The sequence below is a fragment of the Mesorhizobium sp. M0854 genome, from assembly GCF_040319815.1.
Taxonomy (GTDB): Bacteria; Pseudomonadota; Alphaproteobacteria; order Rhizobiales; family Rhizobiaceae; genus Mesorhizobium.
Genome location: NZ_JAMYOL010000004.1, coordinates 176,360 through 192,038 on the forward strand (window position 1 = coordinate 176,360; position 15,679 = coordinate 192,038).

The 15,679-nt window shown below is 59.3% G+C and carries 10 protein-coding genes and 1 tRNA gene; 8 read left to right on the forward strand and 3 right to left on the reverse strand.

Annotated elements, in window-relative coordinates; all coding sequences use genetic code 11:
* Positions 1-135: 135 nt before the first annotated feature.
* Both NKH99_RS09320 and NKH99_RS09325 read left to right on the forward strand, forming a co-directional pair.
* On the forward strand, positions 136-3,435 hold the full coding sequence (locus tag NKH99_RS09320) for an adenylate/guanylate cyclase domain-containing protein (RefSeq protein WP_353013732.1): 3,300 nt from the start codon (positions 136-138) through the stop codon (positions 3,433-3,435).
* 19 nt (positions 3,436-3,454) lie between these two features.
* Complete coding sequence (locus NKH99_RS09325; protein ID WP_352470916.1) at positions 3,455-4,135, forward strand: peroxiredoxin-like family protein; 681 nt, start codon at positions 3,455-3,457, stop codon at positions 4,133-4,135.
* An 85-nt stretch (positions 4,136-4,220) separates the two neighbouring features.
* On the opposite strand, the gene NKH99_RS09330 is transcribed toward NKH99_RS09325, so the two are convergent.
* Positions 4,221-7,193, reverse strand: a complete 2,973-nt coding sequence (locus NKH99_RS09330) for a trifunctional glycosyltransferase/class I SAM-dependent methyltransferase/polysaccharide deacetylase (RefSeq protein ID WP_352770068.1) — start codon at positions 7,191-7,193, stop codon at positions 4,221-4,223.
* 80 nt (positions 7,194-7,273) lie between these two features.
* Positions 7,274-7,405, reverse strand: a complete 132-nt coding sequence (locus tag NKH99_RS09335) for a glycosyltransferase (RefSeq protein ID WP_352470878.1) — start codon at positions 7,403-7,405, stop codon at positions 7,274-7,276.
* 138 nt (positions 7,406-7,543) lie between these two features.
* Here NKH99_RS09335 and NKH99_RS09340 point away from each other — a divergent pair, with 138 nt between their 5' ends.
* From NKH99_RS09340 to NKH99_RS09365, 6 genes are all read left to right on the forward strand, one after another.
* Positions 7,544-7,774: a hypothetical protein gene (locus NKH99_RS09340; RefSeq protein ID WP_353013734.1), complete on the forward strand. Its 231-nt coding sequence runs from the start codon at positions 7,544-7,546 to the stop codon at positions 7,772-7,774.
* 38 nt (positions 7,775-7,812) lie between these two features.
* On the forward strand, positions 7,813-8,478 hold the full coding sequence (locus NKH99_RS09345) for a DUF3450 domain-containing protein (protein WP_352470876.1): 666 nt from the start codon (positions 7,813-7,815) through the stop codon (positions 8,476-8,478).
* Between the two features lie 169 nt (positions 8,479-8,647).
* Entirely contained in the window at positions 8,648-11,143 is a 2,496-nt protein-coding gene (locus NKH99_RS09350; protein WP_353013736.1) for an OmpA family protein, read from the forward strand.
* Positions 11,144-11,176: 33 nt separating this feature from the next.
* Positions 11,177-11,650: a Rab family GTPase gene (locus NKH99_RS09355; protein ID WP_353013933.1), complete on the forward strand. Its 474-nt coding sequence runs from the start codon at positions 11,177-11,179 to the stop codon at positions 11,648-11,650.
* A gap of 3 nt (positions 11,651-11,653) precedes the next feature.
* The gene (locus tag NKH99_RS09360; RefSeq protein ID WP_353013737.1) at positions 11,654-12,724 is read left to right on the forward strand and encodes an adenylate/guanylate cyclase domain-containing protein; all 1,071 of its coding nucleotides are present in this window, start codon (positions 11,654-11,656) and stop codon (positions 12,722-12,724) included.
* Between the two features lie 440 nt (positions 12,725-13,164).
* Positions 13,165-15,390, forward strand: a complete 2,226-nt coding sequence (locus tag NKH99_RS09365; protein ID WP_352834861.1) for a mechanosensitive ion channel family protein — start codon at positions 13,165-13,167, stop codon at positions 15,388-15,390.
* A gap of 132 nt (positions 15,391-15,522) precedes the next feature.
* Here the strand turns inward: NKH99_RS09365 and NKH99_RS09370 are convergent.
* A tRNA-Gly gene (locus NKH99_RS09370) sits at positions 15,523-15,597 on the reverse strand.
* Positions 15,598-15,679 lie beyond the last annotated feature (82 nt).

A 15,679-nucleotide genomic window follows, 5' to 3' on the forward strand; every position in this document is an offset into this window, starting at 1 on the left:
GGTCTGCCACCGGACCCACACGGATCGCCCGCTGCCGCTTGCCCGCCGACGGCTATCGGTGCATCCTTGTGAATAGCCTGGCCGTGAAGTGCGAGCGAGATCACGCCGTCACGGCCACTAGTGAGGTCTTGTTCGATGGACTGCTCGGGCTGCGGTTTCGAGATTGAGGGCGGTTACGCCTTCTGTCCGAGGTGTGGCAGGCGCCAGCCCGTGCCATGCGCCAGTTGCGGCTACACCTGCGCACCTGATTTCGAGTTCTGTCCGAAATGCGGGGCAAGCGTCGGTGCGCCCGCAAAAGCCGTCGAACGGCCTGCTCCGGCACCAAGCCGGACCATTGTGTCGCCTTCTCGAACTCCGTCGCTGCTTCCGAACATCGAAAGCGAAGAAGGGCTGCATCCCGTCTCTGACGCCGATCGCCGGACGGTAACGGTCCTGTTCGCCGACCTTTGCGGCTTTACGACACTCAGCGAGCAGCTCGACCCCGAGGTCATGCAAGCGCTGCAGAACAAACTGTTCAAGGAATTGACGGCGGCCGTGCGAAACTTTGGTGGGTTCGTCGACAAATTCATCGGCGATGCGCTGCTCGCTTTGTTCGGTGCGCCGGTCGCGCATGAGGACGATCCGGAACGCGCGCTTCGTGCCGCTCTCGACATGATCGCCCGGACGGCGCGGCTCGGCGAAAGCACCCCCCACTCCGGCTCGCCTCTGTTACTCCACATCGGCATAAACACTGGTCCGGTCGTTACTGGCGGATTGGGCATCGGCACCGCCAGATCCTATTCCGTGACCGGCGACACAGTGAATACGGCGCAACGCCTGCAATCGCTGGCCGCACCGGGTGAGGTGCTGGTAGGCGAGCTCACTCACAGGCTGACCCGGCATGCCTTCTCTTATGAGTCGCTGGGTGATGTCGTGTTTCGCGGCAAGGCTGGCAGCGTGCTCGTTCATCGACTGGACGCACCGCTAGCGGTGCCGCGTGCAGCGCGCGGGCTCGAGGCGCTCGGCCTCAGTGCGCCGCTAATAGGTCGTGGTGCGGAGCTCAATAGAATGATGGCGAGCCTTGACCAGGCGTGCGGCGGCTCGGCCCAACTTGTCCGCCTCGTCGGAGAAGCCGGCATCGGGAAATCGCGGCTGGTGAGTGAGTTCGTCGCCCGCGTCGGCGACGACGAGCGTTTTCGCAACGTCGCCGTGCGGCAGGCCACGTGCTCACCGCTGGGTGAACAATCTTTTGGCGCCTTGGGCGCAGTGGTGCGCAGCGCTGCCGGGATGATGCAAAACGACAATGGGGACGAAATGCGGGGGAAGCTCGCAGGCTTGCTTGCCGATCTCGGCCTGCAGGGCGAGGAGGCGAAGCGGCTGATGCCTTTGCTCTACCATGTGCTTGGCCTTGGCGACCCCGATGCCACCTTGCAGCATGTCGAGCCCGAGCAGCTGCGGCGGCAAATTCTCTACGCAGTCCGCACAATCATCGAACGGCGGCTTGCGTTGTCGCCGCTATTGATTGTCGTCGAAGACCTGCACTGGGCCGACGCCGTGTCGCTCGAGGCACTACGTTTCGTGATGGACAGGTTGGAACGCACGCGGTTGATGTTGCTGGTCACGCATCGTCCGGCGCCGGACAACGACCAGCTCGACTCAAGTCGGGTCAGTCACACAGCGCTCAGGCTTCCGCCACTCAACAATGATGACGGACGCAGCCTGCTGGCAGCGCTTTTCGGCGAGAGCTGGGTAAGCTCCGCGGGAGGGCTTCTCGACCAGATCCTCGAGCGCGCGGGCGGCAACCCCCTTTTTGTAGAGGAAATCGTTCGCGGCCTTATCGATCGCGGTGTACTGGTGCGAGAGGGCCAGCGATGGCGGACTGTGGCAGGCGAAGTCGCAACCGGCATCCCCGCCACTATCCAGGCAATGTTGCTTGCCCGCGTCGACCGGCTGCCCCAAGAGGTGCGCCGGTTGGCCCAGGAGGCCGCGGTAATCGGCCCGCGCTTCGATGCCACACTTCTGAAAACCGTGACAGCCGACCCCGGCCGGCTCGAAGCCGGCTGCGAACTGCTTTGCGATGCGGAAATCATCGAGGAAGTTGCCGGATCAGGCTCGGTCTCGTCTCAAAGCTACCGCTTTACGCAAACATTGCTGCAGGACGTGATCTACCAGAATCTGCTCCTGCAACGCCGGACCGAAATCCACGGGCGGATCGGTGCTGCCTTGGAGCAACTGTGCGGCGACGAGCCGGAACGGCTCGAGGATTTGACCGTGCTGGGTCATCATTTTGCACAGAGCGCCGAGCGGGAGAAGGGCGCGCATTACCTGCAGGCGGCAGGCGATCGCGCTCGCATGATATATGCCAACGACGACGCCCTTCGTTTCTACGAGCGAGCACTGACTGCGTTGGGCGCGATCGGGCAAACACCGCTCAAACTGGCAATTGCAGAGCGCATTGCCGATTTGAGCGGCCCGGCAGGCCGCCGTGAGATCGCGCACCACCACTACGAGACGGTGTTGCAGGCATACCGCGAGTCAGCCAATCGCGTCGCCTCGGCGCGAGTTTTGCGTAAGATCGGTCGGCTACTCTGGGATGTCGGCAAGCGGGACAAGGCAGAACCCCGCTATGCCGAGGCGGCAGCGCTCCTCGATGGAGCGGATGCCCCGATCGAGCAGGCGCATCTGTGGCAAGAACGTGGCCGACAGGCGTTCCGTAGCGGAGATCACGCTCTCGCGGCAAAATGGGCAGACGCGGCGCTGGATTGCGTAGGCACACTGACAAGGGAGCATGTCTCCGAGGTAAGGTGTGATGCCACTCTTGTGACCGCCGAGGCACTCAATACCAAGGCTGTCGCGCTGGCTCGCCTTGGGCGAAACCGTGAGGCCGTGCGTCAGGTTGAGCGTAGCATTGAATTGGCCGAAGCCGCCGGTCTGCTGGGCGCGGCCTGCCGCGGCTACACCAATCTCGGCGTGCTTTACACGACCATCGATCCCGCAAAGGCAATGGAGGTCTGTCGGCGCGGTCTTGAAGTGGCGCGCCGTATTGGTGATTTGGGTTTCCAGGCGCGCCTCCTCGCCAATCTGGCGGTCGCTTGTTGTACTTTCACGGATCGCTGTCCAACGGAGGGCGTACCCGCTGCCGAGAAGGCCATTGAGATCGACCGTGCGCTCGACCAGCGCGAGCACCTGCCGGTGCCTTTGATCGTGCTTGGGCAAATCCACCAGTGCAACGGCCGCCCGGACCTGGCGGTTGGGTTGTTCCACGAAGCACTGGACGTAGCTCGCGAAACGGGCGAACCCCAACTGCTGTTTCCGTGTTATGATGGTCTCGCAACGCTTAATCTCGATCTCGACAATCTGGCCGAGGCCGAACGCTACTTTTCCCTGGCGCAGGGTATATGCGCCCAGCACGGGCTCGACCCGGAAGCGCTTGTGGTGCTGCCTTTTCTCGACTAGCCGGGGTTGGAGGTTGGAAATGTCCGCGCGTAGTGACTTGGTGCCGCTTCAACCGGGCGACCGTGCGCCAAACGTGGTACTCGACGCCATTACCCAGGAAGGCAAGATCGCGCTTGACGATTTTCGCGGCCAAAAACCGGTGCTGGTCGGCCTGTTTCGAGGTCTGCATTGCGCGTTTTGCCGGCGCCATATCGCCGCCCAGGCGCGGCTTGATCCGGAGCTGCGCGAAAGGGGCGTGGAGAGCCTGACGGTGGTCAACACGCCGATCGAACGGGCGCGTCTCTATTTCCGCTACCATCCGATGCCGAATCTGCTTGCGGCCTCCGATCCTGAACGCGCTTCACATCGTGCTTTTGGACTGCCCAATCTCGAATTCACCCAAAACGAGACGAACTGGCCGTACAAGGTCTCGATGGCAGCGGCAAAGGATATGCGGGTCGACATACCAGGCGAGTTGCCCGGTCCTATGGATCCTCTTGCGGCCAGTGAAATGCTCAACAAGAGGGACCATTACGAGCTGACCGAAGCCGACGAGCAGATGCTAGCAACGGGACACGGACAATTGGTCGGTCAGTTCCTGCTGGACCGGCAGGGGATCGTCCGCTGGAGCTTCACGGAGGTTCCAGAGGGTGGGCGATACATGTTTGGGGCGCCAAGCCCGCAGGAGCTGATGTCAGCCGTATCGCAAGTCGCCCAATAGACTTGCGAACGAGGTAAGCGGGCGGGACACGGAATAAAAAGCGGAACCAATTTGTTACGAATCTAGACACTGACAAGTTCACGGTTCATGCGAGCACGGCCTCGACAACGGCAACAAAGTCATCGAGCGAACGATCCCCACGAATCTCGATGCGCGGAAGGTCGATGGGATCGCAATCGAGGTCCGCCGGTCCGTGTCTGCCGCCGAAGCCGATTCGATAGCCGCACTCCTTGGCCAGCCTGCCAAGCCGTCGGTCGGTGACAGAGAAGGGTGCCGCGAACGCCGCGGTTGGCCGACCGGTCCACCGTTCGATGAACATACGAGAGCGCAGGAGCTCGGCGGCCAAGTCAGAGCTCGACAGACCATCGATCGCGCGATGCGTCGCCAGATGGCTTCCGAAGAACGCACCTTCGCCGGCGAGGCGTCGCACCGTCCCGGCGTCCATAAGCTGCGTCGGCGGGCCGCTGTAGGCGTCCCACTGTGCACTTTCACCCACCAAGTCCGTCACCAGGAACACTTCCGCGGTCAGGTCGTTCGCGCGCAAGGCCGGCCAGGCATGGTCGGCAAAGTTCTGGAAGCCGTCATCGAAGGTGATGAGCACTGGGCGGCCAACGAAAGGCTGACGGTTGGCGATGAACCATTCCAGCTGCTCGGAGCTGATCGCGTGAAAGCCATTGGCGCGCAGCCATGTCATTTGGCTGGCGAATGCGGCGGGCGCGAGCCGAAAACGGGCGAGCGCGGCCGGACCTTCATCGGAGACACTGTGATACATGAGGACAGGGATACGCTGCCGCCGCTCGCTATGTGCGACGTCGCGGCGCAAGGCCCGCGCCCCGCCCCAGACGATATTTCGTGCGACTCCGATTTCGATGGGGGCGCGGATTGGCACATGATCTATCGTCGGTTCCGTCGCCACGTCGCCTGGTGACAGGCGGCGGAAGCGGTCTATGCGGTAGAGCTCGGTCTGGATCGATTGCTCGAGAACGAGGCCGTGGGTCGCTGCCAGCGTCTCTGAGATCGCTTGTGCACCGAATGTGTTCCAGTCGAAGCCCGTCCTTTCAACATTGTCTCGTAGCACGAATGCGTGTGCGCTGATGAAACTGCCACCAGGCGCCAACGCCTCAACAAGTTTTTTGGCGATGCGCCGCAACTCGGTGAGATCGTCCAGGTAGTAGAGCACTTCCGAACAGACGATCAGATCCATCTCGCCCGGCAGCGTGTCCGCAGAAAAATCCAGTACGCCGAACTCAACGTTCGGCTGATCACTGCATCGCGCGCCCGCCCGCCCGACGGCTACGGCGGAGATGTCAGTTGCGGTCAAATGGCCCACGCGCGGCGCCAGCTGCCGCGTGAAGTGGCCCTCCGCGCAGGCCAGCTCAAGCGCCCGTCCGATGGGACCGGCAGGCAGAATTTCGAGCTGCCGCTCATATTTTTCCTGCTCATAGGGCGAACCGTAGTTCCAGGGATCCTCGATCGCAAAATGGCGATTCCAGAAAGATGTGCGGTCATTGTCGCGCCCATCCGCGGCCCGTGCACGGCGCGGCGCTGCAAAAGGCTCTTTAGTTTCGGCGCTCGACCGAACCAGCGCCTGCGCTTCCGCGGCCAATCCCGCAAGTTTGCCGAAATGGCTGTCCTGATCAGACCGGCGTCCCGCCATGGACAACAATGCCTCGGCTGCAGACATGTTTGACTTGTCGGCACCGGCGCCCTTTTGCGGTGCATCTACAGGCGATCGCCTCGCAAGTCGCGCGGCACTGTGCATAGGCCGCTCAGAGGGCAGGAAATTCAGGATCAATTCAATCCAATGACGCCTCGTCACTCTCCCGAGTACGCCGAACTGCACGAGAGCCTCGATCTGGCCATCCATCATCAGATGGGCATAGATTTGATCGATTCCTTTCGGTACTTCGATCGAGGCCGGATTTCGCACGTCGACACGAATTCCAAGTGTCCGCGCCAGCCTGCGCGGCGCGGCAAGATCGTCGACATCGAGCAGCATTTGCTCAAAGTGATACTGCACGCGGCGAGCCGCGTCCGGATTATTCCAGACCTTGCCGAGTTCGAGGATCAACTCGGTGAGGGAAGCGCCGAACCTGTCCCACCTGGCAGCCAATTGCGCTGGCACCGACAGGCTTCCTACCATAAGGCCATCGACGGCCACCTTGGCGATCTCACGCGCCCACTTACGTCCTGCTGGGAGCGCGCGCAGGGACTGCGGGTTGATCGAGCGCGAGCCGCAGCCGCAATCCGATGCGGCGTTCCACAACGCGAACCACGCGAGTGCTTCTGAAGCGGTGTGGCCGTTCGCGTCGGTCGCTCCATTGGCGTGAGCCGATGCCGGGTGTTTGACCCTGGGATCGGCGGAAAAGCCGCGAGCGATCACGACTTCGCCATCTGCCAGCATCTGCGCCGAATTGCGGCTGAGCGCGTTGGGGCTGGCCCGATAGAAAGCGAGCGGCTCGTCGACCATCACCCAATTTTTGCCTAGACGTGCGAGGCGCTGCCACAGATCCCAGTCCTCGCAGGTGCGCAGCGACACGTCGAAACCGCCCAACTCGACAATTATCTCCCGATCGACCAGCAGCGCGTGAGTGCGGACGGCACACCGGCGGGCGAACGTTTCGAAGGGTTGAATCGCAACCTCCGTTGCGATGCTCGACGCCGTGAGTTCGCCATCGGGCATCACGCGTCGGGAACCGCAATAGGCAGCCACTGCATCGGGAGCGGATTTCAGTGCGGCCAGCATTTTGGCAAGGAAGCTGGCATCCACCCAATCGTCCGCATCCAGAAACATGAGCCAGTGGCCGCGCGCCTTCGAAATCCCGCTATTGCGCGCGCCGGCGGGGCTATGCGCGCAAGAGCTCAACATCCGAAATCGGGCATCGTGCTCTACATAACCGGCGATGATCGCAGGGGTGCGGTCCGTGGAGGCGTCGTCGACGATGATCGCCTCCCAATCCATTATTTCCTGATCAAGAAGGCAATCGAGTGAGCGCGCCAGCGTTACCTCCGCGTTGTGCGCAGGAACCACGATTGAAACCAAGGGATCATGCGCCACGCCGTCTTACCCGCGCCTGGTTCGAGGTAGAACAAGATGTGTTGATCTTTCTCGGCGTAGGCCGTCACAATCGACGCCGATCAGTCCGTCGACCCATCGTCCATCACCACTATATCCAGTATCTGGCAGGTCTGCCGGCGGATGCCGGCACGCATTGTGCCGACGGTTTGCTCGGCATTGAGCATCGGTACCACACCGCCCTGCGGTAGCATCCTGGATCATCGAGCTTTCGTTTTCTTCGGCAAGAGTTGGCAAATGTCAAAACCGGATGACGGCATCGGCTGGCAGCACTGCCCTGTCAAGATAAGGGCGAATTGGAGGCGGGCAAAAAAGACTTGAACACAGGCTGAATGGCAGCGCGCATGCCCGACGGCTTGGAGCTGGGGTCGATGCGCCAGGGCATCTCCGCTCTCGCAGTTCATCTGCATAAAGATGATCGCGGGCGAAGACGCGAGCGCGAGCTGATCCGGATCGAGCCGCATGTCGAAATCTACCCGAATGGGGACGTTCGAACCGACTTAAGCCGCGAAGATTCCGGCTTGCGGGTCGACAATTTTACTGGCAAGTTTACCAGTTGCTAAATTAGCGCTGTGGCAATGTTCAAAAGAAGGGGCATGGGATGGCCAAGGAATCTTCGAGTACCGCTTCTTCGGCAAATAAAGCGGACGCAAATCTGATAAGTAATGCAGACGGAAGCGGGCTGACCTTCATGGCGGGCCAGGCTCGCGAGAGCGGAGCCCCCGGCGACGCTGTAGGTGTCGACAAGATACGTGATCTGCTGTTCGGCAACCAGATGCAGGACTATGACCGCCGCTTTTCCAAGCTTGAAGAACGGGTCTTGCAGCGCTTCAAGGATGTCGAATCCGAGGCCAAGCGCAATCTTGAAATGTACGAGTCAAATGCAAAGAAGCAGGTTGACTCGCTTGCGGCGCAATTGCGGAACGAAAAAGACGCGCGAGCCGACGCCGATAAGGAGATTGATCGGAATCTTCGCGAGCAAAACCAGGCGCTCGAAAAGCAGGTGCGCGCGTTGTCGGATCAGTTGAGCGAGCTTGAGCGGGAAGTTGCGGACCGGATAAATCGAAACGATCATTTGCTGCGTGAGGAAATCAAGCAAAAGAATGAAAGCATTCAGATGCTGATGGAGAAAATGTTTTCCGATCTTGGCAATGTCAAGACCGACCGAAATCTTTTGGCTGGCCTGTTTGTTGAGGTTGCAAAATGTCTAAATCAGGATCCCGTCGGCAGCAAGAACAACTCGGAGCGTACCTGGAAAGTGAGTTGATCGGAACTTGACGTCGACTGTCGACCCAATCAGCCTCCCTCAAAGAGCAGCTTCGAACGATACAGAGATTGATCGCGAGGCGCTGGCTCGCCTTTTGATCGAAATTGCCCGGAACGTTGATCCGGACTATCGTGCGCGTCTCGACGGAATCCCAACCGCCGACCCTCGCATGGAAACGCTGCGCCAGTTGTTGGTCGGCCGCGAAATTTCGGAGCTTTCACGAGTTACGCACCTGCTCGACGAACCCGAGCAGCTTGCGGCTGCAGTGGGGAGCGTTCTCCCCAGTGCAGCCGCAAGTGCGCCTCATGCGCAACTCGGAGAGGCCCTTGCGCCAGCTGTCGAGAGGGCCGTGCAACGGTCCATCCAGAAGAGCCCGCGTACGCTGACGGATATATTGTACCCGGTGTTTCTGCCGGCTATTCGCAAGTCGATCGGCGAAAAGATCGACCAGACCTTTCAATCGTTGAATGAAACTTTAAGACATATATTTACCTGGCATGGGCTCAAGTGGAGACTTGAAGCTTGGAGAACAGGAGCAAGCTTCTCAGAAGTTGTTCTTAAGCATTCTCTTGTTTATCGTGTAGAACACGTCTTTCTAATCAATCGCAATTCCGGGCTTTTGATAGCGCATGTAACTGCCGATAATGCAACTAGCGAAGATCCTCAACTCATTTCTTCTATGCTTAGTGCAATTCAAGATTTTGTAAAAGACTCATTTAACGAGAAAGAACAGAGCGGCCTGGATACCATTCGTTTCGGAGAGCTTCGTCTCTGGTCGGAAGTTGGACCGTTTGCGACGTTGGTTGCGGTGATCCGGGGAAATCCGCCGGAGGAATTACATGAAATAATTCGCGATGTATTGCTTCGCATCCATGATGAATGCTCACAGGCTCTAGAGCAGTTTGACGGCGACAGTTCGCAGTTGGCCGGCGTAGAGACGCAGTTGCAGACCTGCGTTGAACTGAAGCAGGAGGAATCAAACCAGGGATTTCCGTGGCTGGTCGTGGCTGCAGTCCTGCTGGTTTTGATTCCGGCAGGCGGTTGGTTCTTTCTTTCCTGGCAATCCGGGCAGCGCTGGCAGACCTATGTGTCGCGACTGGGGACCCAGCCGGGCATCATCGTTGCCGAGCAAAAGGTGCGTGATGGCCAATTCTATATTGCCGGTCTGAGAGACCCGCTTGCCGCCGACCCGCAGTCGCTGTTGGCCGGAACGCAGGTCGATCCCGCCCGCGTTCATTCACAGTGGCAATTCTATCAGAGTCTTGATCCGGAGTTCGTATTGAAGCGGCTAACGGCGTCGCTGGTTCCGCCGGATTCAGTACGACTTTCGATCGTCAATGGTCGCATCGTTGCCGAGGGTGAGGCTCCCGACACCTGGATGGATCGGGCGCGCGCAGCGGCCCGACAACTTTCGGCAGGCGGACCGGAATTCGATATCTCCAGGGTTCGTGATGTGAGCCCCGAAACACGCGCGGCGGAGCACTGGCAGGCCTATGTGTCGCGACTGGAGGCCCAAGCGGGAATCATCGTCGCCCAACAAAAGGTGCGTGATGGCCAATTCTATATTGCCGGCCTGAGAGACCCGCTTGCCGCCGACCCGCAGGCTCTGCTGTCCGGAACGGAGGTAGATCCCGCCCGCGTTCATTCGCAGTGGCAATTCTATCAGAGCCTTGATCCGAAGTTCGTCCTGAAGCGGCTGATGGTATCGCTGACCCCGCCGGATTCAGTACGGCTTTCGATCGTCAAGGATCGCATCGTTGCCGAGGGTGAGGCTCCCGACATCTGGATAGACCGCGCACGCGCAGCGGCCCGACAGCTCTCGGCAGGCGGACCGGAATTCGACATCTCCAAGGTTCGTGATGTGAGCCCCGAGGCACGCGCGGCGGAGCACTGGCAGACTTATGTGTCGCGACTGGAGGCCCAAGCGGGAATCATCGTCGCCCAACAAACGGCGAGGGGGGGACATTTCTATATTTCCGGCCTGAGAGACCCGCAGGCCGCCGACCCGAAGGCTCTGCTGTCCGGAACAGGGGTTGATCCTGCTCGCGTTCATTCACAGTGGCAATTCTATCAAAGCCTTGATCCGAAGTTCGTGGTGAAGCGGCTGATGGCGTCGCTGACTCCGCCGGATTCAGTACGGCTTTCGATCATCAAGGATCGCATCGTTGCCCAGGGTGAAGCTCCTGCCGCCTGGATAGATCGGGCGCGGGTCGCCGCCCAACAGCTGTCCGCGGACGGACTCTCTCTAGAACTCTCCGAGCTGCGTGAGTTGACCCCTCCGCAACTCACTCATTTGAGGGAGGCTATTCAAGCGGTCAACATTTTCTTCGATTCTGGCAAGGCTGTACCGGGACCAGAGCAACTGCCGGTTCTCGACAAATTGGCGAATCAGTTGAAGGAGTTGGCCGAGGACGCCCGCAAGGCAGGCGTAACAGCACAGTTCATGTTGACCGGCCATTCGGACGAGACGGGCCGTGAAACGGCCAAGTTGTCGATCAGCGCCGCGCGCGCGGAGACAGTTCGTGCGCTTCTCAAGAAGCGCGGCGTCGATCCGGAGTTGCTCTTGGTTCGCGGCGCGGGCACCTTTGAGCCAGCGGAGATTGAAAATAGCCGAACCGGGAACTCCGCCAACCGCAGAGTTTCGGTTACGGTAAACTTCCACTAGGCGGAGCCCAGGATATTGCAAAAGAAGATCTGCATGTTGGGCGGGTTCGCTGTCGGAAAGACGAGTCTGGTTCGCAGGTTTGTGCAAAGCATCTTTTCAGAAACCTACTTGACCACGGTGGGAGTGAAAATCGACAAGAAGAGTGTCGCATTGCCGGACAAAACCGTGGATCTGATTTTGTGGGATTTGGCCGGCGAAGACGATATCGGCTCATTCCGCGTCAGCTATGTGCGAGGTGCGAGTGGGCTCGTGCTTGTCGTTGATGGAACACGCGCTGCTACTCTTGCCGTTGCGCTCACGTTGCGCGAGCGGGCCGAGGCTGAATTCGGCGCTATGCCGTTTGTATTGCTGTTCAACAAATCCGATCTGGCCGATCGGTGGGCAATATCGGATAGTGAAATTGACGAACTGAGGCAACTTGGATGGCAAATCTATCTAACAAGTGCGCTTTCGGGCGAACATGTTGATGATGCGTTTCGTCAACTTGCTTCGATGGTCAGCAAATAAACCATGGATGTCTTGCCAAGAGAAGTTAGAAGCTGGATTTACGATTTCTTCTACAAGGAGCGCTCGGTCGCATATCTGAGAATCGACGCCCAGCTTTGCATAGCTGCGAAGGGCGGTAACGTTAACCATTACGGACTCTCGTCAGTTCGCATAGGTAAGCCTGTTGCCGAGCAGCTTGAATTCATGGAAGGTTTATTGCCCTGCCCGGAGCTTCCATATGATATGGCCATGGTCGAACTGCCCAGCGGGCGTGTCGCGGACCTCCATCTTTTTGCTGACAATGCCTGCGTGTGGCTGCTCTTTCTTGACGCCACTGCCGAACGCGACAATAGGCAGCGGCTTCAACAGAAGGCTTATGAAATGACGCTCCTGCAAGAGAGGGAGCGTCAACTCAACGAGAAACTACAATCGACAAACGAGGCGTTGAGGGCGAGCCAAGAGGGATTGTCGCGTGAATACCAGCGCGCCGAAGCCCTACTCCTCAACATTCTTCCGGCGTCGATCGCGGAGCGGCTAAAAGCGCACGAACAAATTGCAGACAACCATGCGGAGGTGAGTGTGCTTTTTGCCGACATCGTCGGCTTTACGGAAAGAGCGCGGAGCGTCGGAGCCGTGACGACGCTCGCTATTTTAAATTACTTCTTCAAGGCGGCGGATCTGCTCTCGGAGCGATACGGCTGCGAAAAGATCAAGACAATCGGCGATTGTGTGATGGTGGTCGCTGGCCTGCCCACCGCGCGATCCGATCATGCGGAAGCCCTTGCGCACTATGCACTTGAACTGCGGAAGGCGGTTAAGCGCGAACGCTTCGCGGGAGAACCGATAAGACTCAGAATTGGAATTCACTCAGGACCAATCGTGGCGGGCGTCATAGGCAAAAGGCGGTTTGCCTATGACCTATGGGGCGACACCGTTAATCTCGCCGCACGTATCCAAACGTCCGCGGAGCCCGATGAAATCCGTATTTCGGATGCAACTCATCAACTGCTTGGACCAAATTTTGCTTGCGACCCACTCCAGGAAACGGAATTGCGTGGTACAGGTCGTGTGCGAATGTGGCGGCTCCCGGCCTGATTTGCCGCATGGCAGCGCCGACCCGGAAGCGCATTGCATCTCAAGCAACATCATGGTTTCGAATGTCCGCAGCGGTGCGCGAAGCAGTTGACCACCGAGTGACCGCCAAAGGTCTGTCCTGGTCATCTCAGGAAATCAGTTCCTGAGATTTAACGTCGATGCCCAGTTCATAGAACGGCCGGAGGCCTGGGCCGAGGTCGCAATGCCCTGCCCCCGGCGGCTAAATAAACACCGCCACGTACCCGGCACAGCGGTCTGGCTCGGAACGATGACGTCTTGCACCGCAACATCGGTTTCTTCAAGGTAGGGCAACAACGGACATAGATGTCGTTGCTCGCCGATCTGATCGGAAGGTTAACAGCACGATGCCACTCATGACTCGACGATTGGGAGCCAGGAACCTGGCGCGCCCGGCACGGCGTCTCGGAGACCTGACTGCGATGTTTGCCCTGATTGCCAGGCCGCTCGTCTTTGGGATCGCCCTTTTGTTGGCTGGTCAGGCGCAAGCGCAGGCGCCGGCGACCGTCCCGCCTGAAAGGGTCAAACAATTGTTCGAGCTTCTCGACGATCCGTCAGTGAAGGCCTGGGTGGCCGAACAGCGAAATCAGGACGCCGGGTCAACGGGAGCGCCCGCCGAGAGAGGGGCTTCGCCGACCGACGCATCGTCCGGCGCCGTGGCCGCACCAGGCCAGATGAATACGATGGCATCCTCGACGCTCGATGGGATCAGGCATCATATCGAAAGAATCGTGCGAACTTTGCCCTTGCTGCCAGGCCAGTTCGCGCGCGTTCGGGCAGAGACGATGGAGGATATGTCCAGCAGGGGGCCCGCCGGCGTATTTGTGCTGATTGCAATGTTCATCGCTGCCGGCCTGGCACTCACTTGGGCAACGTTCAAGCTCACCCGTCCATTTCGTCTTTGGATTATCGCGCAACCGAAGGATACGCCCGTTGGGCGAGCCAAGAAGATTGGTGGCCGCCTGCTTTATTCCAGCATGCTGATAGTCTCTTTCGCACTGGGCAGCGCCGGCGCGTTCATGTTGTTCGACTGGCCGATGCTTATCCGCGAGATTGTACTGACATTTCTGATGGCGGCAGTCGTTACATGGGGTGTGCGCATGTACGTCATGGCCACGCTCGTCCCTTCCTTCATGAACGTCGAGAACGCCGTCGAGGTTCGTGCTTTGCCGATCACCAACGAAGCGGCTGACCATTGGTCCTATTGGCTACCCCGGATCGTCGGCGTCTTCGCCTTCTTCGGCGCCGCGTTTATCCTCTTGCCAGGTCTCGGCATCGATCAGGACGGAATGACGGTCCTGTCACTGGTCGCCGATTTCGTGCTGCTGCTGCTCCTGCTGCTCGCCATTTGGCGTCGGCCAAGAACGCAGCGAGACGGTGCGCGCCACATCGGTCACACGGAAGCGACATGGCTATTGACTGCTTATTTCGTCGTCCTGTTCCTGCAGCGTATCGCCGGCCTTTATACATACTTCTGGTTCACCTTCGCCGCATTCTTCCTGCCTTTGGCAATCGTGGTGACGCAGCGCGGGGTTAATTTCGTTCTGCGGCCAGGTTCGGAAGACGTCGGCCGGCCCACGATCCCGGCGGTGACGATCGCTGTCATCGATCGCGGAATCCGAATGATTTTCATCCTGGCGGCGGCTTACCTTCTCGCACGTGTCTGGGGTCTGGACATGCAATCCATGCGGGGCAGTGATACGACGACAACATTCATATTGCGCGGCTTGATCAATGTCGTGGTCATTGCCCTTGCCGCCGACTTCGGCTGGTCGATCATCAAAGCTTTGATCGAACGAAAGCTGGGCATCGAAACACCGCACCCTGTGATCAGCGACGAGGACGTCCCGATCCTCGATCCGCAGCAGGCGCGGCTGCATACGCTCTTGCCGATCCTCCAGAATATTCTGCTCGCATCGATCATCGTGATGGCGGTGCTTATGATGCTCGCCTCGCTGGGTATCCAGATCGGCCCATTGATCGCCGGCGCTGGCGTCGTCGGCGTCGCCGTGGGCTTTGGGGCACAAACCATTGTCAAGGACGTCATTTCAGGCGTGTTTTTTCTGCTCGATGATGCGTTCCGTGTTGGCGAATACATTTCATCGGGCAATTACAAGGGTACTGTGGAAAGCTTTTCGCTGCGCTCGGTGAAGCTGCGCCACCATCGTGGTCCGCTGTTCACAATACCTTTCGGTGAACTCGGGGCAGTCCAGAACCAGAGCCGTGACTGGGTTATCGACAAATTCAACATCACCGTTGGTTATGACACCGATATCGACTTCGCTCGCAAGCTGATCAAGCGGATCGGCCTCGAATTGGCGGAAGATCCCGAGTTCAAACACTGGGTGCTCGACCCGATCAAGATGCAGGGCGTACAGGAGTTCGGCGAATACGGCATCGTATTGAGGGTCAAGGCCACAACCAAGCCGGGAGGTGCCTTCGGTATGAAACGCAAATTTTATGTACGCCTCCGCCAGGTCTTCAAGGAACAGGGCATCGAACTCCCATTTCCGACCGTCCAGGTCCAGGGGCTACAGAACCAACATGGGGCAGAGAATGCACCGTTGGAGATCACGCCCGAGTTGAAAATGGCCGTCGCGCAGTCGCACACTATTCGGCGCAGAAAAAAAGCTAGCACAACGGAATAGAAGAGCTGTGACACCTGCTGGTCACAGTGCGGCTTTCCGCGCATCGCTCATGGCAGGGACACTCTTTTCGCCACGTAAGCAAAAGGCGCCCCGAGAGGCGCCTCTTAATCGCTTGGTTCCCCTCAAGGAAACTGGAGCGGGTGAAGCGATTCGAACGCTCGACCCCAACCTTGGCAAGGTTGTGCTCTACCCCTGAGCTACACCCGCTCGCGCGGCTTTTGGGCCGCAAGCCGCGCCTATATGGCTGAAGAGCGCGGCGATTGCAACAGGGAATTCGCAGGCTTTTTGC

Coding starts and splice junctions, on each gene's coding strand:
- NKH99_RS09345 (WP_352470876.1), top strand. CDS start 7,813: ATGGCCAAGGAATCTTCGAGTACCGCTTCTTCGGCAAATAAAGCGGAC.
- NKH99_RS09320 (WP_353013732.1), top strand. CDS start 136: ATGGACTGCTCGGGCTGCGGTTTCGAGATTGAGGGCGGTTACGCCTTC.
- NKH99_RS09325 (WP_352470916.1), top strand. CDS start 3,455: ATGTCCGCGCGTAGTGACTTGGTGCCGCTTCAACCGGGCGACCGTGCG.
- NKH99_RS09355 (WP_353013933.1), top strand. CDS start 11,177: ATGTTGGGCGGGTTCGCTGTCGGAAAGACGAGTCTGGTTCGCAGGTTT.
- NKH99_RS09360 (WP_353013737.1), top strand. CDS start 11,654: ATGGATGTCTTGCCAAGAGAAGTTAGAAGCTGGATTTACGATTTCTTC.
- NKH99_RS09335 (WP_352470878.1), bottom strand. CDS start 7,405: ATGCTACCGCAGGGCGGTGTGGTACCGATGCTCAATGCCGAGCAAACC.
- NKH99_RS09350 (WP_353013736.1), top strand. CDS start 8,648: ATGGAAACGCTGCGCCAGTTGTTGGTCGGCCGCGAAATTTCGGAGCTT.
- NKH99_RS09365 (WP_352834861.1), top strand. CDS start 13,165: ATGTTTGCCCTGATTGCCAGGCCGCTCGTCTTTGGGATCGCCCTTTTG.
- NKH99_RS09340 (WP_353013734.1), top strand. CDS start 7,544: ATGGCAGCGCGCATGCCCGACGGCTTGGAGCTGGGGTCGATGCGCCAG.